The following is a 24,212-nucleotide window of genomic DNA, read 5'->3' on the forward strand; positions in this document are numbered from 1 at the left end:
GCCGGCCTGCGCGGCGGCAGTGTTCGGGGCAGCCAGGGTGGTGTCCGAGAGGTACAGCGCCGCCGGCCACGCCACCCCATCAGGCTGGAAGGAGCTCCGCCATGTCGGACACCCCAGAGACCGTGCACCTGCCCACCGGCGGGTGGCGGTTGTGGGAGCACTTCGCACTCCGCGGTCCGGGTTTCCCGGCCGAGGGGGTCCTGCGCATGGCTCCGCCCGGACTCGCCCTGGCCGCCGACAAGTTCGGGCCGGGCGACACCCTCGCCGGCCCGGACTGGGAGGCGTTCACCGGGGCCTTCGACACCGGCGCGGTCCGCACCGCCGAGCTGCTCCAGGACATCGCGGCCTCGCCGCGCTTCCGGGCCGCCGTGGCCTGGCAGAACCCGGCCGTGCTGCGCACCGGCATCGCGCCGTTCCTGAACTGGACGCCGACCGCGGCGAGTCGTACGAGCATGCCCCGCCAGCGCGAGGAGCTGGTCGCCCACTACTGGCAGCGGTTCTGCGTCAAGAACGACACCATCGGGTTCTTCGGACCGGTCGGGTGGGGGCGTTGGGATCTCGCCACGGACGGGGTGCGCGTCGACCCCGGTCCCGGCGGGTTCCTCGCCGACTCGCGGGTCTACTTCGCGAGTTGGGCCATCGACGCCCTGGCCAAGTCACTGAACGCCGACCCCGCTCTGCGGGCGTGGATACCCCCGCGCCGGGTGTCCTTCGTACGGGCCGAGGGCCTGTCCGTACATCTGCCGGGCCGGCCGCCGCAGCCCATCGGCGAGACCGCCCGCGCCGTACTGGACCTGTGCGACGGGACCCGGCCCGTGGCCGCGATCGCCGAGGCGCTGGGGATCCCGGTGGCGGAGGCGGCCGAGACCGTGCAGTGGCTGCTGGCCAAGCGGTGGGTGCACTGGCGCCTCGACGTGCCGACCGGCACCTACCCGGAGCGGGAGCTGCGGGCCGTCCTGGAGCGGATCGGCGATCCGGCCCTGCGGGAGCCGGCCCTGGAGAAGCTGGCCGTCCTGGAGCGCGGGCGGGACGCCGTCCAGGCGGCCGGCCTGGACGCCGAGGCGCTGACCTCGGCGATCGGCGCCCTGGAGGCGGACTTCGCGGCGCTGACCGCCACCGACGCCCAGCGCTCCAAGGGCGAGCGGACCGCGCCCTGCCGGGGGCTCGTGTACTCCGACGCGCGGCGCGCGGCGACGGCCACCCTCGGCACCGCCCTGCTGGACGAGCTGACCCCGCTCGCGCAGTGCCTGACCGCGGCGCGCTGGATGACGAACCGGTTCGCCGACCGGGTCCGGCCCCGGCTCCGCGAGGTGTACGAGCGGCTGCGGGAGGCCGGCCCGGTGGACCTGGGGGCGATGTGGCTGGGCTGCCTGCCCTCCCCGTACCCGGAGGCGGGCCGGGACCTCGACGCCGTCCAGGCGGAGCTGCGCGCGAAATGGGCGCGGATCCTGGCCGTGCCCGAGGGCGCGCGCCGGGTCCGGGTCTCCTCGGCGGACATCGCCGAGCAGGTGCGGGCGGAGTTCGAGGAGCCCGGCGCGGGCTGGTCGCTGGCCCGCTACTTCAGCCCGGACGTGCTGCTGCTGGCCGATGACGCGGACGCCGTGGCCCGCGGCGACTTCGAGATGGTGCTGGGCGAGATGCACAGTGCGCTCAACACGATGGGCGCCTCGCTCTTCGTCCACCAGCATCCCGACCGCGACGAGTTGATCGCGGAGACCACCCGCGACTTCCCCGGGCCGCGGCTGCTGCCGATGCTGCCCAAGGAGCTGCCGCTGAAGTGGTCGACGCGCAGCAGGCCTTCGCTGGACCGGCCGCAGGACTACTACGTCTCGCTGGTCGACGACACCGGCGACCCGCACCGCCCGCGCACCGTCCTGTGCGGCGACGTCGCGGTGGAGGACCGGGACGGCCGGCTGATGGCGATTTTGCCCGACGGGGCCGCGTTCGACCTGCTCGACGTGTACGCGAACACCCTGACGCAGCGCGTCATGGACCGGTTCACGCTGCGCCCCGAGGGCGACCACACGCCGCGGATCAGCATCGACAAGATGGTGGTGGCGCGCGAGACCTGGGCCTTCCCGGCGTCCGAACTGGCCTTCGCCGAAGAGAAGTCCGAGGCCAGGCGGTATGTACGGGCCCGGCACTGGCGCGAGGAACACGACCTGCCCCGGTTCGTGTTCGTGGTCTCGCCGACCGAACCCCGGCCGTTTTACGTGGACTTCGACAGCCCGGTGTACCTGACCATCCTCGCGAAGGCCGCGCGCCGGCTGGCCCGCAAGGACCCCGGGGCCAAGCTGAAGATCAGCGAGATGCTGCCGACCCCGGAGCAGGCCTGGCTGACCGACGACCAGGGCGACACGTTCACCTCGGAACTGCGCTTCGTGGCCGTCGACCGGACGGTCGTCGAGCAGGCCGTCACCGGCGTCGCGCGGCCCGCGGACGGGAGTGCGTGATGCGGACCTTCGTCGACGACATCGCCGGGCACGCCTCCCTCGCCCCGGACCGGGTCGCGGTCACCACCCCCGCCGGCGAGGTGACGTACGCGGAGCTCACCGCCCGCATCGACGCCCTGGCGGCGGTGCTGCGGGCCCGCGGCGCCCGCCCGGAGACGGTGTGCGCGGTGGCCGTGGAGCGCGGTGTGGACGCCGTGGTGGCGCCGGCGGCCGTGGTGCGCTGCGGCGCGGCGTTCCTCGGCCTGGACCCGGAGCAGCCGCCGGCCCGGCTGGCGGCGCTGGCCCGCAGCGGCGGCGCGGAGCTGCTGGTGACCACCTCGGCCCTGGCGGGCGGGCTCGACCTGCCGATCCCGGGGCCGCCCGTCCTGCTGGACCGGCCCGGGAGCGCGGTCGGCGCGGACGGACCGGGCCGGCCGCTCGGCGAGCGCTCGCTCGCGTACGTCAGCCACACCTCCGGGAGCACCGGGGAGCCCAGCGCCGTCCTGGTCGAGCACCGCGGGCTGGACTCGTACCTGCGCTTCATCGCCCGCGACTACGGGCTGGGGCCCGACACCGTGGCCCTCCAGCTCGCCCCGCTCGGCTACGACGCGTCCCTGCGGGACACCTTCGCCCCGCTGCTGGCGGGCGGGCGGCTGGTGGTGGTGCCGCGCTCGGCGCTGCTGCGGCCCGAGGAGTTCGGCGCCGTGGTCCGGGAGCACGGCGTGACCGCGATGCTGAGCACGACCCCGTCGTTCCTGTCGTTCCTGGCCGGGCAGCCGAACGGGGCCCGGCTCCTCGCCGGGGTCCGCCTGGTGGTCTCCAGCGGCGAGTCGCTGCGGCCGTTCCTGGCGGCCGGGGGGCGGCCGCTGGTCCGGGGGGACCTGGTCAACCAGTACGGCCCGACCGAGTGCACGATGACCTCGACCCGGTACGCCGTGCCGGCCCGGCCGGACGTCCTGACCGACACCGTCGGCACCCCGATCGACGGCGTGGTCGTACGGCTCCTGGACGCCGGGATGTCCCCGGTGCCCGACGGGGACGCCGGGGAGGTCTACATCGGCGGGGCGGGTGTGGCCCGCGGCTACCGCGGGCGGCCCGCCCGTACGGCCGAGTGCTTCGTACCGGACCCGTTCGGTCCGCCGGGTGCGCGGCTGTACCGGACCGGCGACCTGGCCCGGACGGGTCCCGACGGGCTGGAGTACCTGGGCCGAGGCGACCGGCAGGTGAAGATCCGCGGGTACCGCGTCGACCCTGCCGAGGTCGAGGGGGCTCTGCTGTCCCACGCCGGGGTCACCGGGGCGGTCGTCACCAGCGAGACCGACGCGCAGGGGCGGGTGTTCCTCGTCGCCCACGTCACGGGGGACCTGGCGGGCACCACCGACGCCGCGCTGCGCGCGCACCTGGCCGCCGGCCTGCCCCCGCACCTGATGCCGCGCCGGTTCGTGCGGCTGGCGGAGCTGCCCACCACCCGTGGCGGGAAGGCCGACCGCCGTGCCCTCTCGCAGACAGGAGGCCGGTCATGACCACCGCACCCGCGGCGCCCGCCGCACCCGTCGCGTCCGGCGGACCGGCCGGCGCCGTGCACGTCCCGCTCGGCCCGGCCGATGTGGAGGCCGCCGCCGCGCGGATCGCCGGCCATGTCCGGCGTACCCCGCTGCTGCCGGGGCCGCCCGCGCCCGACCGCCACCGGACGGGCCGGCGGCTGCTGCTGAAGGCCGAACACCTCCAGTACGGCGGGTCGTTCAAGCTGCGCGGGGCCGCCAACGCGGTCCTGGCGCTGGGGGCCCGGCGGATCGTCACCGGCTCCTCGGGCAATCACGGCATCGCGCTGGCCCGGCTGGCGGCCGCCCTGGGCGCCGAGGTGACCGTGGTGCTGGCCGGCGGGGCGCACCCCGCCAAGATCGCCCTGATCCGGGCGCTCGGCGGGCGGACGGTCGGCGTGCCGGGCGGCGTCGCGGAGCGCGACGCCCGGGCGCACGCGCTGGCCGAGGAGACGGGCGCGGTCCTCGTGCCCTCCTCGGACCACGAACTGGTGGTCGCCGGGCAGGGCACGGTCGGCCTGGAGATCCTCGCCGAGGCGCCCGACGCCGAGACCGTGTACGTGCCGACCGGCGGGGGCGGACTGCTCGCGGGGGTGTGCCTCGCCGCGTACGGGCATCCGGTACGGGTGGTGGGCGTCGAGCCCGCCGGCACTCCCCGCTACGCCCGGTCCCTGGCCGCGGGGCACCCCGTACGGCTGGCGCCCGGTGACACCGTCGCCGACGGGCTGCGCGGCCAGCAGCCGGGGGCGGTGCCCTATCCGGTCATCCGGGACCGGGTCGACGACCTGGTCACCGTGTCCGACGCGGAGATCCTCGCCGCGGCCGCGCTGCTGCGGCGGCGCGGGATCGAGGCCGAGCCGTCCGGCGCCGTCGCGCTGGCCGGGGCGATGCGCGCGGGTCGCGGGACCGGCCGCGCCGTCGCCGTCGTCTCCGGCGGCAACACCTCGGCGGCCCTGACGGCGGCCGCCGCGGCCGCCACCCCTTCCCGTACCCACTGCACCACCTGAACCACACGCACCACACACGCCACACACGCCACCCGTACGTCCGCTCCTCGAGGAGAACTCATGACCATGACCGCGAACGAGACCGCGAACCTGACCACGCAGCTGACCGGCGCCGCCCTGACCGAGCTGGTCGTCTCCATCTACCGCGAGACCCTGGGGGTGGCCGACCTCGACGAGCAGAGCGACTTCTACGAATGGGGCGGCGATTCGCTGACCGCGTTCCGGATCACCGCACGGCTCGAGGAGGCACTCGGGGCAGAGGTCCCGGTGGCCCTGGTCTTCGCCTACCCCTCGCCCGCGGACCTCGCCGACGTCGTCCACGCCGACTTCGTCCAGGCATGAGGAGCCGGCCATGACCGATACCTACGTGCCCGGCGGCCGCTGGCGGCTGTGGGACCAATTCGCCTTGCGCGGGGCGGGTTTTCCGGCCGGGGGCGTGCTGCGGCTGGCCCCGGACGGGCTGGCCGCGGCCGCCGACAAGTTCGAGCCCGCCGAGGGCCCGGCCGCCCTGGCCGGCGAGCGGTGGGGGGAGTTCACCGCGCTGTTCGCCGACGCCCAGGTGGAAGTGGCGCACACGCTCCAGGAGATCGCCCGGATGCCCGCCTTCCGGGAGGCGGTGGCCTGGCAGAACCGCCCGGTCCTCGGCTCCGGGATCACACCCTTCCTGAACTGGACGCCGACCGCGGCGGGCCGTACCAGCATGCCCCGCCAGCGCGAGGAACTGGTCGCCCACTACTGGCAGCGGTTCTGCGTCAAGAACGACACCATCGGGTTCTTCGGCCCCGTCGGCTGGGGCCGCTGGGACCTGTCCGCGGAGGGCGTCCGCGTCGACGCCGGCGCCCCCGGCACCGGCCTGATCGCCGGTTCGGAGGTGTACTTCGCCAGCTGGGCGATCGACGCCCTGGCCGCGCGGATCGACACCGGCCCGGAGCTGCGGGAGTGGGTGGCGCCCCGGCGCGTGCCGTTCGTCCGCCAGTCCGGGATGGACGTGACGGTGCCGGGCCGCCCGCGCCAGGCCCTCGGCGAGGAGGGGCGCGCAGTGCTCGCACTCTGCGACGGCGTACGCCCCGCGCGGGAGATCCGCGCCGCGCTGCCGGGCGTGGACGTGTCCGCGGTCCTGGCCGACCTGGTCGCCCGCCGGTGGGTGGTGTGGAAGCTGGAGGTGCCCGCCGACGCCCGCCCCGAGCGCCATCTGCGGGCCTGGCTGGACCGGGTCGGGGACGCGGAGCTGCGCGCACCCGGCCTGGCCGCCCTGGACGCCCTGGAGCGGGGCCGGGACCGGGTGGGCGAGGCGGCAGGGCCCGAGGCCCTGGTGGCCGCACTGACGGAGCTGGAGGGCGAGTTCGTCTCGCTGAGCGAGACCGCCGCCGTACGCGAGAAGGCGGCCGGTACGGCTCCCTGCCGGGCCCTGGTGTACTCCGACTGCCGGCGGGCGGCGACCGCCGCCCTCGGGCGGACCGTGCACGAGGCCCTCGCCCCGCTGGACCCGCTGCTGACCAGCGCCGGCTGGCTCACCGCCCGGCTCGCCGACGCGGTGATGGCGCGGGCGCGGGAGGTGTACCGCCGGCTGGCCGGGCAGGGGCCGGTCGACCTGGCCGCGTTCTGGTTCGCCTGCATGCCGATCCTGCACGGCGCCGCCCGGGCGGAGTCCGCCGGGCTCCAGCAGGAGTTCCGCCGGCGCTGGGACGCGATCCTGGCGCCCCCGCCGGGCACCCGCCGCGTCAGGCTGCCGCTGGAGGCCGTCGCGGGGCCCGTCGCCGAGCAGTTCGGCGGCCCGGGCGGCGGCTGGACCGCCGCCCGGTACCTCAGCCCCGACATCATGATCGCCGCGTCCGGGGAACAGGCCCTCGCCCGGGGCGACTTCGAGCTGGTCCTCGGCGAACTGCACGTCGCCGCCAACACCCTGGGCTCCTCGCTGTTCGTCAACCAGCACCCGGACGCCGGAGAGCTGCTCGCCCTGACCGGCCGGGACCACCCCGGTCCCCGGCTGTTGCCGCTGCTGCCCAAGGAGCACCGCTCCCGGCTCTCCGCGCGGACCCGGCAGGTCCTGGTCCGCCCCGAGGACTACTACGTCGCCCTCGTCGACTTCACCGCCGATCCGGGCCGGCCCCGTACGGTGCTCAGCGCCGACGTGGCGGTGACCGAACGGACGGACGGCGAGCTGGCGGTGGTGCTGCCCGACGGGTCCGAGTTCCCCGCCGTGGACGTGTTCTCGCACGTGCTGACCACCCTGGCGATGGACCTGTTCCAGATCCTGCCGGACGCGGCCGACCACTCCCCCCGGGTCACGGTGGACCGCCTCGTCGTGGCCCGCGAGACCTGGCGGCTGCCCCCGTCGGACATGGACTTCGCGGAGGAGAAGGACGAGGCGCGCCGGTTCGTACGGGCCCGGCAGTGGCGGGAGCGGCGTGAGCTGCCGCGGTTCGTGTTCGTGGTGCTGCCGACCGAGACCCGGCCGTTCTACGTGGACTTCGACAGCCCGGTGTACGTCAACATCCTGGCCAAGGCGGTCCGCAGGATGGCCCGCAAGGAGCCCGAGGGCCGGGCCGTGTTCACCGAGATGCTGCCGAGCCCCGAACAGGCCTGGCTGACCGACGACCAGGGCGAGGCGTACACCTCCGAGCTGCGCTTCGTGGCGGTGGACGAGGGCTGACCGCAGCGGCCCGGCCGCACAGGTGGAGCGACGCGTACGACGGCGGCACCGCACGGCAGACCAACACCGTGCGGTGCCGCCGTTGCGCTTTTTACCCCCCGGCGGCTGCGTGCGCGGCTGCGTCTTCTTCCCTACTGACGGATCTCCGCAGCCAGCAGTGTTGAGGAAAACACCGCTTGGAGGCCCACAGTGAAGGTTGTCGCAGCGCACGGCGGAGCGGCGAGGCACGGCAGCGAAGCCGGCGACGTCGTCCGTGACGGTGCCGGAGTGTCGTTCGCGCAGCGGAGGCTGTGGTTCCTCGACCAGCTCACCGGAGGCTCCGCCGAGTCCCTGCTCCCGCTGGCCCTGCGCATCCGCGGCGCCCTCGACGTCTCGGCCCTGGAGCGGTCGCTGACCGGCATCGTGGACCGGCACGAGGTGCTGCGCACCCGCTTCACCGCCGTCGACGGCGAGCCCGTACCCGTGGTGGACCCGGCGGGCCGCACCTGGCTGGCGCGGGTGGCGGCGGGCAGCACCGCCGAGCTGTTCGACCGGGAGCTCGCGCGCCCACTCGACCTGGCGAAGGAGCACCCGCTGCGGGCCACGCTCGCCCGCCTCGGGCCCGAGGACCACGTGCTGCTGCTGGTGGTCCACCACATCGCCGTGGACGGCTGGTCGTGGGACGTGCTGCTGCGCGAACTGGACGCCGGCTACCGGGGCGAGGCGGTGGACGCACCCGCCCTGCAGTACACCGACGTGGCCCGCACCGAGGCCGAGCGGCTGGGCGGGCCGCGCATGGAGCGGCTGCTCGGGTACTGGCGCGAGCGGCTGGCCGGGGTCTCCCCGCTCGCGCTGCCCGCGGACCGGCCCCGGCCGGCGTTCTGGGACGGCTCCGGGGACGTGGTCCGCTTCGAGCTGCCGGCCGAGCTGGTCGCCGAGGTCGACCGGGTGGCCCGCGAGCAGCGCGCGACCCGCTACATGCTGCTGCTCGCCGTCTACCAGGCCCTGCTGGGGCGCTACTCCGGCCGCGCCGACATCGCCGTGTGCACCACCCTGGCCGACCGCGGGCGCGCCGAAGTGGCCGGCCTGATCGGCCCGTTCGTGAACACGATCGTGCTGCGCACCGACCTGTCCGGGGATCCGACCTTCGCCGCCCTGCTGAGCCGGGTCCGGTCGGGGGCCCTGCGGGACTTCTCCCACGCCGAGGCCCCGTTCGACCGGGTGGTCGGCGAGGTGGTCACCGAGCGCGACCTGTCCCGCCACCCCCTGGCGCAGGCCTCCTTCACGCTGCTCAACACCGTCCCCTCGGCGGCCCGTCTGGACGAGCTGGACGTGGCGCTGGTACGGACCCCGCTGACGGGCACCCCGCTGGACGTGTTCCTCGACCTGAGCCTGCGCGCCAACGGCGGCATCGCGGCCCGTCTCCAGTACTCCACGGCCCTGTTCGACGAGAGCACGATGGTCCGCTTCACCGAGGGCTACGTCGAACTCCTGCGCGCGGTGACGGCCTCGCCCGGGACCCCGGTGGCCGAACTCGCCGGTCGGCTGGAGCCGTTGCCCGGCAAGGAGCGCCGGCGCCTGGTCGCCATGGCGGGCTCGGAGCGCGCCGCGCCGGCCGCGGAACCGTTCACCGTCGCGGGCGCACCCGACGCGGTGGCCCTGGTCTGCGGGGAGGAGACCCTGCGCTACGGCGAACTGGACGCGCTCGGCGGCGGCCTGGCCACGGCCCTGCGCGCGGCGGGCGTCGTCCCGGGGACCCCGGTGGGCGTGTGCCTGCGGCGCGGGATCCGGTCCGTGGCCGCGATGACCGCGATCTGGCGGGCCGGCGGAGTCTACGTGCCGCTGGATCCCGCGCTCCCCGAGGAGCGGCTGCGGTTCATGGCCGCCGAGGCCGGTCTGCACTGCGTGCTCACCGATGCCGCGACCGCGGAACTGGCCGGCGCGCTCGGCCCGCGGGCGCTCCGGGTGGAGGACGCCGGGCCCGACGCCGCCGCCCCGCACCACACCCCCGACCCGCAGGACCTCGCGTACGTCATCTTCACCTCGGGCTCCACCGGCCGCCCGAAGGCCGTCGGCATCGAGCACGGGGCGATCGCGGCTCATGTGGCCGCCGTCCGTGAGGAGTTCGGGATCACCGCCCGGGACCGGGTGCTCGCCTTCTCGTCCTTCTCGTTCGACGCCTCGCTGGACCAGCTGCTGACCGCCCTCGGCTGCGGGGCCACCCTGGTGGTGCGGCCGGACGAGCAGTGGCTGCCCGCGCAGCTCCCCTCGGTGGTCGAGCGGCACGGGATCACCGTCCTGAACCTGCCGCCCACGTACTGGGCCGAGCTGGCGTTCTCGCTCACCGGCCGGACCGCGGCCTTGCTCGCCCCGCTGCGCCTGCTGGTCCTCGGCGGGGAGGCCGTACCGGCCGCGGCGCTGGCGGCCTGGCTGGCGCGGGCCCCGCACGTACGGGTGCTCAACGCGTACGGCCCGACCGAGACCACCGTCACCGCCACCACGCACGAGATCGGCTCGGCCGGGGACACCGACCGGGTGCCGATCGGGCGGCCGCTGGGCTCCCGCCGGATGTACGTGGTCGACGCGCACGACGAGCTCGCGGCTGTCGGCGAACCCGGCGAGCTGCTGATCGGCGGCCTTGAACTGGCCCGCGGCTACCTCGGCCAGCCGGCCCTCACCGCCCAGAAGTTCGTGCCGGATCCGTACGGCGCAGACGGCGGACGCCTCTACCGCACCGGCGACCTGGTCCGCCGGCTGCCCTCCGGGGAACTGGAGTTCCTCGGCCGCGCCGACGACCAGGTCAAGATCCGCGGCTTCCGCATCGAACTCGGCGAGGTGGAGGCGGCCCTGGCACAGTGCCCCGGCGTGGTGGCCGCCGCGGTGGCCGTCGGGGCGGACGCCCAGGGCGGCAAGAGCCTGACCGGCTATGTGGTGGCCGGCCCCGGCAGCCCGGTGGCGCCCGCCGTACTGCGGTCTTTCTGCGCCGGCCGGCTGCCGCACTACGCCGTGCCCGCGGACTTCGTGGCGCTCGATGCGCTGCCCGTGAACGCCTCGGGCAAGCTCGACCGGGCCGCCCTGCCCGCCGCCCGGCCGGACGGGGAGCGGGCGGAGCGGGACCGGGCGGCCGCGGGCGGCGCCGAGTTCATCGCGCCGCGCGATACCGCCGAGCAGGTGGTCGCCGAGATCTGGGCCGAGGTGCTGGGCGTCGACCGGGTCGGCATCGACGACGGGTTCTTCGACCTGGGCGGGCACTCCCTTCTCGCCACCATGGCCGTGTCCCGGATCGCGGAGCGGCTCGGCCGCGAGGTGGAGCTGCGGACCCTGTTCGAGAACCCCCGCATCCGCGAGTTCGGCCCGCTGGTGGCCGCCGCCCGGCAGGCGGGCGCCGCCACCGTCGTCCCCGTGGACCGCTCGGGGCCGCTGCCGCTCTCCTTCGCGCAGGAACGGATGTGGTTCCTGGACCGCATGTCCGACGTCGGCGACGAGTACGTGCTCTGGTTCTCGTGGCGGATGCGCGGCGGGCTCGACCGGGACGCCTGGCAGGGCGCCCTCAACGAGGTGGTGGCCCGGCACGAGGCGCTGCGGACCGCCCTGGTCGAGGTGGACGGCCGCCCGGCGCAGCGGGTGGTCGACGGGGTCCGCGTACCGCTGGTGTGGCAGTCGGCCCCGCCCGGCGACGGCGAGGCCGTACGGCTGGCCAGGCTCCGGGAGGTGGCCGTCCCGTACGCCACCCGCCGCTTCGACCTGGCCGGGCCGCCGCTGCTGCGGGCCGGGGTGTGGGAGCTGGACCCCGAGGACCACGTCGCCGTCATCGCCTTCCACCACGTGGCGACCGACGGCTGGTCCAAGGACGTGATCATCGGCGAGCTGGCGCAGGCGTACGCAGCCCGGGTGGCAGGGCGCCCGGCCGGACTGCCGCCCGTCCCCATCCAGTACGGGGACTTCGCCGTCTGGCAGCGCGACCGGATGGCCGGCGAGGTGCTGGAGCGGCAGCTGGCGTACTGGGAGCAGGCCCTGGCCGGCGTACCCGTACTGGAGCTGCCGACGGACCGGCCCCGCCCGGCGGGGTGGTCGGGCCGGGGCGGAGCGGTCGAGATCGACCTGCCGAAGGAGCTGGAGAGCGCGCTCGGCGAGCTGGCCCGGCGGCACGGGGTGACCCGGTTCACGGTGCTGCTGGCCGTGGTGCAGATCGTGCTGGGCCGCTGGTCCGGGCAGCAGGACGTGGCGGTGGGCACCCCGGTGGCGGGCCGCGGCCAGCTGGAGCTGGAGCGGCTGGTGGGGCTGCTGGTGAACACGGTGGTGCTGCGCGGGGATCTGTCCGGCGAGCCCTCGTTCACGGAGTTCCTGGGCCGGGTCCGGGAGTCGGTGCTCGGGGCCTTCGACCACCAGGAGGTTCCGTTCGAGCGGCTGGTGGAGCAGCTGCGGCCGGAGCGGGACCCGTCCCGCAACCCGTTGTTCCAGGTGATGTTCGACGTACAGGAGAGCGCCGCCGGCGGGCCGCGGGTCGAGGGCCTCGACGTGGAGCACTTCGTCCTGCCGTGGGGTTCCGCCAAGTTCGACCTGACCGCCACCTTCCTGCTCTATCCGGACCGCTTCGCGCTGAACGTGGAGTACGCGAGCGATCTCTTCGACGCCGCCACGGTCACCCGGTTCGCCGGGCACGTGGGCCGGGTGCTGGAGTCGGTGGTGGCCGATCCGGAGCAGGCCGTCGGGCGGCTGGAGCTGCTGTCCGCCGCGGAGTACGCGGAGCTGGCCGGGGCTGCGGGCTCCGAAGCGGCCGCACCGGCGACGACGTTCACGGTGTCGGGCGCGGCGGACGCGGTGGCGCTGCTCTGCGGGGACGAGAGCCTGACGTACGGCGAACTGGACGGCCTGACCGGCGGGCTGGCCCGCGCCCTGGCCGCTGCCGGCGTCCGGCCCGGCACGCCGGTCGGCGTGTGCCTGCGCCGCGGTATCCGCTCGGTTGCCGCCATGGCCGCGATCTGGCGGGCCGGCGGGGTCTACGTACCGCTCGACCCCCGGCTGCCCGAGGACCGGCTGCGGTTCATGTGCGCCGAGGCGGGCGTGCACAGCGTGTTCAGCGACAACTCGACCCACGCGCTGGCCGCCGCCCTCGGGCCGCGGACCGTCCCCGTCGACACCGTCGTGCCCGACCCGGACGCGCCGCACCACACCCCCGCTCCCGACGACCTCGCCTACGTCATCTTCACCTCGGGCTCCACCGGCCGCCCCAAGGCCGTCGGCGTGGAACACCATGCGCTGGGCGCGCACGCCGCCGCGGCCCGCGAGCTCTTCGGCATCACGGCGCAGGACCGCGTCCTCGCCTTCGCCTCCTTCTCCTTCGACGCCTCCCTGGAGCAGGTGCTGCCCGCCCTCGGCGCGGGAGCCTCGGTGGTGGTCCGCCCCGACGAGGTGTGGTCGGTGGAGGAGCTCGCCGAGGCCGTCCGCACCCAGGGCGTCACGGTCATGGAGGCCACCCCCGCCTACTGGGAGGAGATCGCCGCCCGCCTCGACACGGTCGCCGGGGACCTGGGGAGCCTGCGGCTGCTGGTCACCGGCGGCGAGGCACTGCCCTCGGCGCCGCTGGCCCGCTGGTTCGCACACCTCCCCGACGTGCCGGTCGTCAACACGTACGGCCCGACCGAGTCGGTCATCTCGGCCACCGCCCACATCGTCACCGCGCCGGTCGAGGGCCGGGTGGCGATCGGCAGGCCGCTGGGCTCCCGCCGGGCGTACGTCGTGGACACCCTCGGGCAGCTCGTACCCGTCGGGGTGCCCGGCGAACTGCTGATCGGCGGCCCGGAACTGGCCCGCGGCTACCTCGGGCAGCCCGCGCTCACCGCCGAGAGGTTCGTACCCGACGCGTACGGCGCCGCCGGCGGGCGGCTCTACCGCACCGGCGACCTGGTCCGCCGACTGCCCAGCGGGGAACTGGAGTTCCTCGGCCGCACCGACGACCAGGTCAAGATCCGCGGCTTCCGCATCGAACCGGCCGAGATCGAGGCCGTCCTGGAACAGCACCCGGGCGTGCACGGCGCGGCCGTACTGGTCCGGGAACTGCGCGGGGAGCGCGCCCTCGTCGGCTACGCCGCCGGCCGGGGGCTCGACGCCGACGTGCTGGCCGCCTGGTGCCGGACCCTGCTGCCCGGCTACATGGTGCCCGCCGCGTTCGTCCTGCTCGACGCCCTGCCCCGGACCGTGCAGGGCAAGACCGACACCGCCGCGCTGCCCGATCCGGTCCTGGCCGCGCCCGCCGCGTCCGTGGCGCCGCGAACCCCCACCGAGGTCGTGACGGCCCAGATCTGGGCCGAGGTCCTCGGCCTGCCCGAGGTCGGGATCCGGGAGGACTTCTTCGCCCTCGGCGGCCACTCGCTGCGCGCCGTGGCGGCCGCGTCCCGCCTGCGCACCGCGTTCGACTGCCCGATCCAGGTACGCGACCTGTTCGACCACCCGACGGTGGAACTGCTCGCCATGGAAGTGGAACGACAGCTCATCGACCAGATCTCCTCGATGAGCGACGACGAGATCGACCTGTCCCTGACCTCCGAGTTCTGATCGCCGCCGCGATCCCGGCCTCGATCCCAGCCTTGATTGGACGGCACTTGCGATGACCACTGCACAGGTCGAACCCTCCACCACGTCTTCCACGAAGCCCGGCGGTCTCTCCCCGGCGGCCCGCCGGCTCCTCGAAATGCGCCTGCGCGGCAAGGCCGCCGCCGCGCCCGCCGGCATCCCCCGGCTCGATCCGCGCCCCGCGCAGGCCCCGCTGTCGGCCGCCCAGCAGCGCCTGTACTTCCTCGACCAGCTCGACCCCGGCGGCGTCGAGTACCTGATGCCCGCGGCCTGGCGGTTCACCGGGCCGCTGGACGCGGCCGCGCTGGGCGCCGCGATCGGGGACCTCGTCGCCCGCCACGAGCAGCTGCGGGTGGTGTTCACCCACGAGGACGGCGTGCCGGCCCAGCACGTGCTCGCCGCCGCCGAGGCACCCGCCCTGGACGTGGTCGACCTGCCCCCGGCGGTCCCGGGCGGCGGCCCCGAGGCGGTTGCCGAGGCCGTACGGGAGGTGGCCCTGCGCCCCTTCGACCTGGCGGCCGCGCCCCCGTTCCGGGCCACCCTGCTGCGGATCACGGCCGAGGACCACGTGCTCGTCCTGGCCATGCACCACATCGTCTCGGACGGCTGGTCGCTGGACATCCTGACCGGCGACCTGAGCGCCTGCTACCGCGCCAGAACCCAAGGCCGGCCCCCGCACCTCGCCGCGCCACCGGTCGAGTACACCGACTACGCGCACTGGCAGCGCGGGGCCGACGAGCGCACCGAGCTGGACTACTGGCGTACCGCCCTCTCCGGCCTGACCCCGCTCGAACTGCCCACCGACCACCCGCGGCCGGCCGTGCGCACCTCCGCCGGCGCCGTGCACTCGGTAGAGCTCCCCGAGGCGCTGACGGCCGCCCTGGCGGAGCTCGGCCGCCGGGCCGACACCACCTCGTACATGACTCTGATGGCGGCCTTCCAGACGGCGCTGGCCTTCCACAGCGGCCAGGACGACATCGCGATCGGCACCGTCGTCGCCAACCGGGAGCGCCCGGAGATCGAACAGCTCGTCGGGTTCTTCGTGAACACGCTGGTGATCCGCACCGATCTGTCGGGCGACCCGACCTCGGCGCAGCTCCTCGCCCGTACCCGGGAGAGCGTCCTGGGCGCCCTCTCCCACCAGGGCCTGCCCTTCGAGCGGGTCGTCGACGAGCTGAGCCCCGAGCGGGACCTCTCGCGCAACCCGCTGTTCCAGGTGCTGTTCTCGCACTCCGCCGCCGCGCGGCAGGGTGCGTACGCCCTCGGCGAGGCGACGGGCACGGCGTTCCCCATCGACCTCACCACCGCGAAGTTCGACCTGACGCTGGACGTCAGCGAGGACGCGGACCGCATCCGGCTCCAGTTCGTCTACCGCCCCGACCTGTTCGACGCGGCCTCGGTGGCCCGGCTGGCCGAGCACACCGTCGCGGTGCTGCGGGCGTTCGCCGAGGCCCCGGACGTGCCGCTCGGCATGGCCGACCTGCTCACCGCCGGCGAGCGGGCCGCGCTGCTCGGCCCCGACGGCCCGGCGAACCGCCCGCCGGCGGGCACCGGCCCCGAGCCGGCTCCGCGGCTCGCGATGGAGCGCCTGGCCGAGCACATCCGGCTGGCCCCCACCGCCGTGGCCGTCTCCGGCGGCGGCCGCAGCCTGACGTATGCCGAACTCGACGCGGCCTCGCTCGCCCTGGCCCGGCGGCTGCGGGCGGCGGGCATCGGCCCGGAGTCCCTGGTCGGCGTCTGCCTGGGCCGCTCGGTCGACCTGGCCGTCGCGCTGCTCGGCGTATGGCGGGCGGGTGCGGCGTACCTGCCGCTGGACCCCGCGCACCCGCGGGCCCGGCGGGAGTTCACGGTCGGCGACGCCGGGGTGGAGTGGGTGGTCGCCGACGCCGTCGGCCGGGCCGCGGTGGAGGGGCTGGCGGTGGGCGTGATCCCGCTCGAGGGCCCCGCCGAGGACACGGCCGACGACACCGGGGACCCGCTCTCCGCCGTGCTCCCCGGACCGGAGACCCTCGCGTACGTCATCTACACCTCGGGGTCGACCGGGCAGCCCAAGGGCGTCGAGATCACCCACGGCAACCTCGCCTGGCTGCTCGGCGCCGCCGACCGCCACTTCGACTTCTCCGCCGACGACGTGTGGACGCTCCTGCACTCCCCCGCGTTCGACTTCTCCGTCTGGGAGCTGTGGGCGCCGTTGGCCTCCGGCGGCCGCGTGGTGGTGCTGACCGAGGACGAGGTGCGCGACCCCGCCGCGGTGCACGCCGTCCTGCGCGACGAGCGCGTCACCGTGCTCAGCCAGACCCCGGCCGCGTTCAAGGGGCTCCGGGCCCATCTGGCGCAGCAGGGCGAGGAGTTCGGCGCGCTCGCCTTGCACACCGTGGTCTTCGGCGGTGACGCCTTCGACGCCCGCGACTACCGCGACTGGTTCGCCGTGCCCGAGGGCGAACGGCCCGCGCTGGTGAACATGTACGGGATCACCGAGACCACCGTGCACGTCACCTACCGGCTGATCACCGAGGCGGACACGGTCTCCCCCGTGTACTCGCCGATCGGCCGCCCCCTGGCCGGCCAGCACGGCTACGTCCTGGACCGGGCGGGCCGGCTGGTGCCGCACGGCACGGTCGGAGAGCTGTACGTGGCCGGCGGGGGCGTCGCCCGCGGCTACCGCAACCGGCCGGAGCTGTCCGCCGAGCGCTTCCCCCTCGACCCGTTCGGTCCGGCCGGGACCCGGATGTACCGCACCGGCGACCTGGTACGGGTGCTGCCCGACGGGCAGTTGGCGTACGCCGGCCGGGCCGACCACCAGGTGAAGATCCGCGGTTTCCGCATCGAGCCCGGCGAGATCGAGACCGCGCTGCGCGCCCTGCCCGGCGTACGGGACGCCGCTGTGGTGGCCCGGCCCGATGCGCACGGCGGCGCCCGCCTGGTCGCCCACGTGGTGCTGACCGAGGGCCGGCCGCTGGACGCGCCGGACCTGCGCGACCGGCTGCGGATCACGCTGCCCGAGTACATGGTGCCCGCGCTGTTCGTCCGGCATCCGAAGCTGCCGATCACCGCCAACGGCAAGGTGGACCGCAAGTCCCTGGTGGCGGTGGCCGCCGACGGGGCCGCCGCGCCCGCCGGGCACGTCCCGCCGGCCGGTGCGGCCGAGGAGGCGCTGGCCCGCATCTGGTCGGACGTCCTGGGTGCCGAGCGGATCAGCCGGACGGCGAACTTCTTCGACCTGGGCGGCGACTCGATGCTGGCCCTGCGGGTGATCGGCCAGGCCCGCTCCGCCGGGCTGGGACTGAGCGTCCCGGACCTGTTCCGGGCCCGCACCCTGGGCGACCTCGCGGCGCTGGCGACCGAGGCCGCCGACGACACCGGGCCCGCGCCCGTGGAACCGTTCTCCCAGCTGGACGCGGCCGACGCGGCCCGGCTGCCGGAGGGGCTCGACGACGCGTACCCGCTGACCATGCTCCAGGCCGGGATGCTGCACGAGATGCTGGCCGACCCGAGCCGCGGCGCCTACCACAACGTCACCGACCTCAAGATCACCGTGCCGGAGGGCTTCGACCTCGCCGCCTTCCAGACGGCCGTGGACACCGTCGTACGCGGCCACAGCATCCTGCGGTCCTCCATCGACCTGGTCTCCTTCTCCGAGCCGCTCCAGCTGGTGCACGCCGCCGCCGGACTCCCCGTCGGCTACAGCGACCTGCGCGGCCTGCCCCACGACGAGCAGTGGGCCTCCGTCCGGCGCTACGTCGACGCGGAGTTCGCCCGGCGCTTCGACCTGGCCGCCCCGCCCCTGGTCCGCATCCACCTGCACCGGCTCACCGACCAGGAGCTGCGGCTCACGCTCACCGACTGCCACGTGGTGCTCGACGGCTGGAGCCTGACCTCGCTCATCGCGGACCTGCTCGACCTGCACCGGCAGGCCGTGGCGCAAGGCCGGACCCCGCAGCTGCCGGCGGCGCCCCCGTACGCCGAGTACGTCGCGCTGGAGCGGGCCGCGCTCGTCGACGAGGAGGGCCTGGCGTACTGGCGCTCGGCGCTGAGCGACCTGAGCCCGATCCGGTTCACCCGGCGCGGTACGGAGGCCGCCGACGGCGGGCAGTTCGTCCACGAGGTGCGCCGTTCGTACGCCTCCCTCGCCGAGCCGATCGGCCGGCTCGCCCGGCTGGCCGGGGTGCCCCGCCGTACCGTCCTGCTCTCCGCGTTCCACCACACCATGAGCCTGTTCGCCGAGCGCGACGGCTCGGCCGAGGGGCACTCGGTCGGCCTGGTCACCAACGGCCGGCCCGAGGTGCCCGGCGCCGACCGGATGCGCGGGCTGTTCCTCAACACCGTGCCGTTCGGCGTCCGGCGGCCACGGGGCAGCTGGCTGGAGTACCTGAAGGCGTCGTTCGCCGCCGAGCAGGAGATGCTCCCGTACCGCAGGGTGCCGCTGGCCCGGCTGGCGCAACTGCGGCCGGGTGAGCCCAGCCTGGCGGACACCCTGTTCAACTACGTCAACTTCCACCGGCTGTCCGGGGACAGCTGGGACGACTCGCTGGAGATCGCCCGTACCGCGTTCCCGCTGATGCTCAACGCGAGCGTGGAGTCCTTCACCCTCGACGTGGACCCGGACCACCTCGCCCCGGCCACCGCCGAGCAGCTGGCCGACCTGATGTGCGGGGTCCTGAAGGCGATGACCGCGCAGCCGGAGGCGCCCGTCGCGCCGCCGGTGCTGGCCGGCGAGGCGCGGATGCGGGCGCTGGAGGAGTGGGGCCGCGGGCCCGAACTGCCCAACACCCCGCTGATGTTCCACGAGTGCGTGGCCGAACACGCCGTGCGCACGCCGGACGCGGTGGCCGTCCGCCAGGGCAGCCAGGAGGTGACGTACGCCGAACTCGACAACTCTGTAGGGCAGTTGGCCGCACGGCTGCGCGCGCTCGGGGTCGGCCCCGAGGTGCCGGTCGGCATCTGTCTCGACCGGGGTCCGGAGATGGTCCGGGCCGTGCTCGGTGTGCTCCGGGCGGGCGGGGCCTTCCTGCCGCTGGAATCGACGCACCCGGCCGACCGGCTGGAGTTCATCGTGCAGGACAGCGGGATGCCGGTGCTGATCACCCAGTCCTCGCTGCTCGGGAAGGTGCCGTTCGACGGCCCGACCCTGGTCGTGGACGATCCGGCGGCCTGGGGGGCTCCCCTCGAGGTCCCGGCCCCGGCGCGCGCCGTCACCGCGGACAACGCGGCCTACATCCTCTACACCTCCGGCTCCACGGGCACGCCCAAGGGCGTCACCATCCAGCACCGCAGCCTGACCAACATGCTGGAGGGCCAGCGCGACCTGTTCCCCGTGACCCCGGCCGACCGGGTGCTCCAGTTCGCCTCCCTCAGCTTCGACGTCTCGATCATGGACCTGACGTGGGCCCTGGCGAACGGCGCCCAGCTGTGCACACCGCCCCGGGAGGCCCTGCGCGCGGGCGCCGACCTGGCGAACACCCTGCTCGACTACGGGATCACCGTCGCGATGCTGGCCCCGAGCGCCTTGGCGGCCCTCGGCGATGACCGCTTCCCCGCACTGCGGATCCTCCAGGTGGCCGGCGAGGCGTGCCCTGCCGAACTGGCCCAGAAGTGGGCGCGCGGACGGCGCTTCTACAACGTCTACGGGCTCACCGAGACGGCGGTGTGGTCCGTCTCCACCCTCCTCAAGCCCGACTGCAAGCGGCCGCCGATCGGCTGGCCGATGCGCAACACCCAGGTCTACGTACTCGACGAGGACCTCCAGCCCGTTCCCGTCGGGGTGCAGGGCGAGGTCTACCTCGGCGGGCGCGCCATCGGCCGGGGCTACGTGAACCGCCCCGACCTGACCGCCGCCGCGTTCGTCCCCGACCCGTACGGCGCCCCCGGCGGCCGGCTGTGCCGCACCGGCGACATCGGCGTCCAGCTGCCCGACGGAGCCGTGGAAGTCCTCGGCCGCCGCGACAGCCAGGTGAAGCTGCGCGGATTCCGCATCGAGCTGGGCGAGATCGAGCACGGGCTGCGGGAACTGCCCGAAGTGCAGCAGGCGGGTGTCCTGCTGCGGCGCGACCTGCCGGAGCCGGCCCTGGTGGCGTACGTGGTGCCCGAGGCGGGCGTGGAGCCCGTCGTCGAGCCCTTCCGCCATGCGCTGCGGGCCAGGGTGCCCGCGTACATGGTCCCCGCGCGGTTCGTGTTCCTCGACGCGATGCCGGTCAACAGCAGCGGAAAGATCGACAAGAAGGCGCTGCCGCTGCCCTCGGCCGACCGCGTGCACAGCGCCACCGACTACGTCGCGCCGGGCACGCCGGCCGAGGTGGTGCTCGCCGAGGTGTGGCGCACGGTGCTCGGCATCTCCCAGGTGGGTGTCCACGACGACTTCTTCGCCCTCGGCGGGAGTTCGCTCTCCACCGTCCGGGTCGCCGCGCAGGCCGCCGCCCGGGGCCTGAGCGTCTCCGTACGGGACCTGCTCGAACTGCCGACGATCGCCCGGCTCGCCGCCCGCGCCACGGAGGCGGCGGCGCAGGCGGCCGGGGAGATGCCGGCCGGGGCGAAGGCCCGGGCCGTCACCTCGGAGGTCCGGCTGCGCGAGGGCGACGGCGCCCCGCTGTGGTGCGTGCACCCCAGCGGCGGCAGCGGCGCCTGGTACGTACCGCTCGCCCGGGCCCTCCCGCCCGGGCAGCCGGTCCGGGCCTTCCAGGCCCGGGGCCTGCTCGGCGGGGTGGACCCGACCACGATCGCCGGCATCGCGGCCAACTACGCCGCCGAGATGGCCGCCCACGGCGGGCACGGGCCGCACGACCTGCTCGGCTGGTCCATGGGCGCCAACATCGCCCTGGAGATGGCCACCCAGCTGCACGAGGCCGGTCACACCGTCGCACCGCTCACGCTGATCGAGCCGTACCTGCCCCACCCGGCGGCCCGCGAACGCCTCGCCGCGGTCGGCCGGGACATGGAGCAGGGGCTGCGGATGCGCGACCGCGTCCGCGCGCTGGCTCCGTCCGCGGAGCGGGAGGCGGCCGTGGCCGAGCTGACCGCCCTGCTGCTGGGCGCCGGCATGAGCCCCGGCGAGGCGTCCCTGGTGGAGCACGCCCCCATCGAGGTGTGGCACTCGCTGCTCACCGCTCTGGCCGGCTACGCACTGCGCCCCTACCCCGGCCACGTCCACCTCCTGGTGGGCAGCGCGGCGGCCGAACTGCCCGACGGCGAACCGATGCCCGGTCTGGACGTGGACTTCCGGACCTACGTCGAGCGCTGGCGCGAGATCGCGCTCGGCGGGCTGACCGTCCACGTCACCGAAGGCGACCACATGTCCATGATGTCCGAACGGCTGATGCACAAGACCCCTGGTGTGCTCGGCCGGATCCAGTCGGAGGCACGCCGATGACCGTCCTGACCACGAACACGAACACGACCTCGAACGCGGCCATCAGCGCGGCCATGAGCGCGGACCCGTCCGCCCTGGTGTGCCCGATCACCGGGAGGACGGCGCCGCCGGCCGCCCCGCCGGCTCCGGTGACCCGTACGAGCCCGCCGGCCGCCTTCACCGAGCGGTACCTCCTCGACCCCGCCGTCAATGCGGATCCGTACGGGTACCTGGGCTCCCTGCGCGACCACGACCCCGTGTACTGGTCCGCCATGCACCGGGCCTGGCTCGTCACCGGGCACGCCCAGCTGATGCACTGCCTGCGCGACCCCGCGGTCTCCGCCGAGCGGGTGCGCCCGCTGATGGACGCCGTGCCGGAGGGCGCCCGCGAGGACGCCGAGCGGGCCTTCGCGATCCTGTCCCGCTGGATGGTGTTCAACGACGCCCCGCAGCACCGGCGGCTGCGCCAGGTGTTCCAGGAGCAGTTCGCGGCCCGCTCGATCGGCCGCTACCGGGCCTTCGTCGAGCGCGCCACCCGCGCCATGCTCGCCCGCCGGGCCGTCCCCGGCCGGATCGGGGACCTGGTCGCCGACATCGCCCGGCCGCTGCCCGCGCTGGTCTTCGCCCGCTGGCTGGGCGTCCCCCAGGCGCACGGCCCGTCCTTCTGGTACTGGAACGCCCGGGTCGGCGACCTCGTCCTGGGCGCGGCCCAGGAGGAGCGCGAGTACCGCACCTCGCTCCAGTCCCTGGTCAACCTGGACGACTACCTCGCCGACCTGGTGAAACAGCGCCGCGCCGAACCCAAGGACGATCTGATCAGCGCCGTGCTGGCGGGCGGCCAGATCGGGAAGTCGGTCAGCGAGGAGGAGTTCGTCGGGATGCTGACGCAGATGGCGTTCGCCGGCGGCGAGACCACCAGCAACCTCATCGTCAACGCCGTACTCGCCCTGCTGGAGCACCCCGAGCAGCTGGCGGCGGTACGGGAGGACCCGCAGCTGGTGTCGATGGCGGTGGAGGAGGCCATGCGCTTCGACGGCCCGTCGAAGATGTCGATCCGTACCGCCGCCCGGGACTTCGACCTCGACGGGCGAGCCGTCCGCGCGGAGGACCGGCTGTTCCTGGTCACGGCGGCGGCCAACCGGGACCCGGCGCGCTTCGCCGATCCGGACCTCTTCAGCGTCCGGCGCGGCAGCGCCTCGCACCTCGGGTTCGGCTTCGGCGCGCACTTCTGCATCGGCGCGGCGTTCGCCCGGCTGGTCGCCGGCGCGGTGGTGGACGTACTCGTACGCGAGTACCCGGGCCTGGAGCTGCTCGACCGGCAGCAGCACACCTGGCAGCTCTCCCTCCTCAACCGCGCGCTGACGGCCCTGCCCGTCCGCTACTGACCCCGGCGAAGGGATTCCTTTCATGGCTTCCACCCTGGTGGACGCGCGGTCCCGGCTGAGCGCCCCGGCCCGGCTGCCGTCGTTCCGCCTGTTGTGGCTGGGGCAGTCCCTGTCCCTGCTCGGCGACGGGTTCAGCTACATCGCCTTCTCCTGGATCACGCTCGGCCTCACGCAGTCCACCCTGGCCCTCGGCTACGTCCTCGCCTTCCAGGCGGTGCCGCGGGCCCTGCTCACCCTGGTCGGCGGCTCCCTCAGCGACAAGTGGTCCTCCCGGACGCTGATGACGCTCTCCAGCTGGGCCAGGGCCGGCCTGATGGCCGCCGTGGGCCTGGCGGGCCTGGCCGGATCCCTGACGGTGTGGATGCTGTGCTGCGCCGCCGCGGCCTTCGGCGCGGTCGACGCGTTCTTCCAGCCCGCCCGGGCGTCGATCCTGCCGTCGGTGGTGGACAAGGAGCAGCTCGCCCCGGCCAACGCCCTGCTCGCGGTCGCCGCCAAGGTGTCGGCGGTGCTGGGCCCGGCCGTCGGCGGCATGGTGGTGGCCTTCTCCAATGCCCCGGTCGCCTTCCTCGTCGACGGGGTGTGCTTCGCCCTCTGCGGCATGTGCGTCGCGAGGATCCGCCCGCTGCCCCGCCCGGCGGAAGGCCCGGCGCCGGACGCACCGGCCGGGGCCGCGGGGGCGCCGGCGGCCGGGCTCTCGCTGGGCGCCCGGATCCGCGCCGGGCTGCGGTACGCGTTCGAGGATCCGCGGATCCGTACGATCCTGGCCGTCGACGCGGCGGTGACCTTCTGCCAGGCGGGCCCGTTCACCGTCGGCTTCGCCGCCCTGGCCAAGGTCGACCTGCACGGCGGCTCGACCACCCTCGGCCTGCTCAACGGCGCGCTGGCCGGCGGGGCGATGCTGGGCACCCTCGTCGGCGGCGCCGTGAGCAGCCGCCCCCGGATCGGCCTGCTGATCGCCGCGCTCGCGGGCTGGCTCGCGATCGGCACCGGCCTGCTCGGCCTGATCGGCAGTACGGCCGGGGCGCTCGCGACGGTCCTGGCGATGGGCTTCGGGATGGGCTTCCAGGGGGTCTTCGGCCTCAGCTGGATCCAGCGCACCATCGACGGCTCGGTGCTGAGCCGGGTGATCTCGGTGGACATGGTCATCGGCTACGCGGTGGCCCCGCTCTCCCTGATCCTCTGCGGAGCCATGGCGCAGTCGGGCACCGGCCCGATGTTCGCCCTCTCGGCGGCGGTCCTCGCGGTGACGGCGATCGGGATCCTCAGCTCGCGGACGGTCCGCGAGATGCGCTGACCGGGC

At 74.9% G+C, this 24,212-nt stretch carries 9 protein-coding genes; all 9 read left to right on the forward strand.

The features are described from left to right. The first annotated feature begins 101 nt into the window (after positions 1-101). The 9 genes from OHT74_RS09450 (at position 102) to OHT74_RS09490 (ending at position 24,206) form a co-directional block, all read left to right on the forward strand. Positions 102-2,453, forward strand: coding sequence for a lantibiotic dehydratase (locus OHT74_RS09450; RefSeq protein ID WP_328620012.1), 2,352 nt, complete (start codon positions 102-104; stop codon positions 2,451-2,453). Continuing rightward, positions 2,453-3,955 carry an amino acid adenylation domain-containing protein gene (locus OHT74_RS09455; RefSeq protein ID WP_328620013.1) on the forward strand — a complete coding sequence of 501 codons (1,503 nt, stop codon included), beginning with the start codon at positions 2,453-2,455 and terminating at the stop codon, positions 3,953-3,955. Before OHT74_RS09450 ends, OHT74_RS09455 begins: the two co-directional genes overlap by 1 nt. Further along, the gene (locus OHT74_RS09460) at positions 3,952-4,980 is read left to right on the forward strand and encodes a threonine ammonia-lyase (protein WP_266662554.1); all 1,029 of its coding nucleotides are present in this window, start codon (positions 3,952-3,954) and stop codon (positions 4,978-4,980) included. Before OHT74_RS09455 ends, OHT74_RS09460 begins: the two co-directional genes overlap by 4 nt. A gap of 60 nt (positions 4,981-5,040) precedes the next feature. Continuing rightward, on the forward strand, positions 5,041-5,322 hold the full coding sequence (locus OHT74_RS09465) for an acyl carrier protein (protein WP_266662555.1): 282 nt from the start codon (positions 5,041-5,043) through the stop codon (positions 5,320-5,322). A 10-nt stretch (positions 5,323-5,332) separates the two neighbouring features. Then, complete coding sequence (locus OHT74_RS09470; RefSeq protein ID WP_328620014.1) at positions 5,333-7,633, forward strand: lantibiotic dehydratase; 2,301 nt, start codon at positions 5,333-5,335, stop codon at positions 7,631-7,633. A 189-nt stretch (positions 7,634-7,822) separates the two neighbouring features. Beyond that, the gene (locus OHT74_RS09475; RefSeq protein WP_328620015.1) at positions 7,823-14,167 is read left to right on the forward strand and encodes a non-ribosomal peptide synthetase; all 6,345 of its coding nucleotides are present in this window, start codon (positions 7,823-7,825) and stop codon (positions 14,165-14,167) included. A 52-nt stretch (positions 14,168-14,219) separates the two neighbouring features. Then, complete coding sequence (locus OHT74_RS09480; RefSeq protein WP_328620016.1) at positions 14,220-21,548, forward strand: non-ribosomal peptide synthetase; 7,329 nt, start codon at positions 14,220-14,222, stop codon at positions 21,546-21,548. After that, entirely contained in the window at positions 21,545-22,912 is a 1,368-nt protein-coding gene (locus tag OHT74_RS09485; RefSeq protein WP_328620017.1) for a cytochrome P450, read from the forward strand. The genes OHT74_RS09480 and OHT74_RS09485 overlap by 4 nt, the downstream gene beginning before the upstream one ends. 22 nt (positions 22,913-22,934) lie before the next feature. Beyond that, positions 22,935-24,206: an MFS transporter gene (locus OHT74_RS09490; protein ID WP_328620018.1), complete on the forward strand. Its 1,272-nt coding sequence runs from the start codon at positions 22,935-22,937 to the stop codon at positions 24,204-24,206. Positions 24,207-24,212: the final 6 nt, after the last annotated feature.

Origin of the sequence: Streptomyces sp. NBC_00354 (assembly GCF_036106915.1) — a bacterium.
GTDB lineage: Bacteria > Actinomycetota > Actinomycetes > Streptomycetales > Streptomycetaceae > Streptomyces.

Coding starts and splice junctions, on each gene's coding strand:
- OHT74_RS09450 (WP_328620012.1), top strand. CDS start 102: ATGTCGGACACCCCAGAGACCGTGCACCTGCCCACCGGCGGGTGGCGG.
- OHT74_RS09485 (WP_328620017.1), top strand. CDS start 21,545: ATGACCGTCCTGACCACGAACACGAACACGACCTCGAACGCGGCCATC.
- OHT74_RS09470 (WP_328620014.1), top strand. CDS start 5,333: ATGACCGATACCTACGTGCCCGGCGGCCGCTGGCGGCTGTGGGACCAA.
- OHT74_RS09455 (WP_328620013.1), top strand. CDS start 2,453: ATGCGGACCTTCGTCGACGACATCGCCGGGCACGCCTCCCTCGCCCCG.
- OHT74_RS09480 (WP_328620016.1), top strand. CDS start 14,220: ATGACCACTGCACAGGTCGAACCCTCCACCACGTCTTCCACGAAGCCC.
- OHT74_RS09490 (WP_328620018.1), top strand. CDS start 22,935: ATGGCTTCCACCCTGGTGGACGCGCGGTCCCGGCTGAGCGCCCCGGCC.
- OHT74_RS09460 (WP_266662554.1), top strand. CDS start 3,952: ATGACCACCGCACCCGCGGCGCCCGCCGCACCCGTCGCGTCCGGCGGA.
- OHT74_RS09465 (WP_266662555.1), top strand. CDS start 5,041: ATGACCATGACCGCGAACGAGACCGCGAACCTGACCACGCAGCTGACC.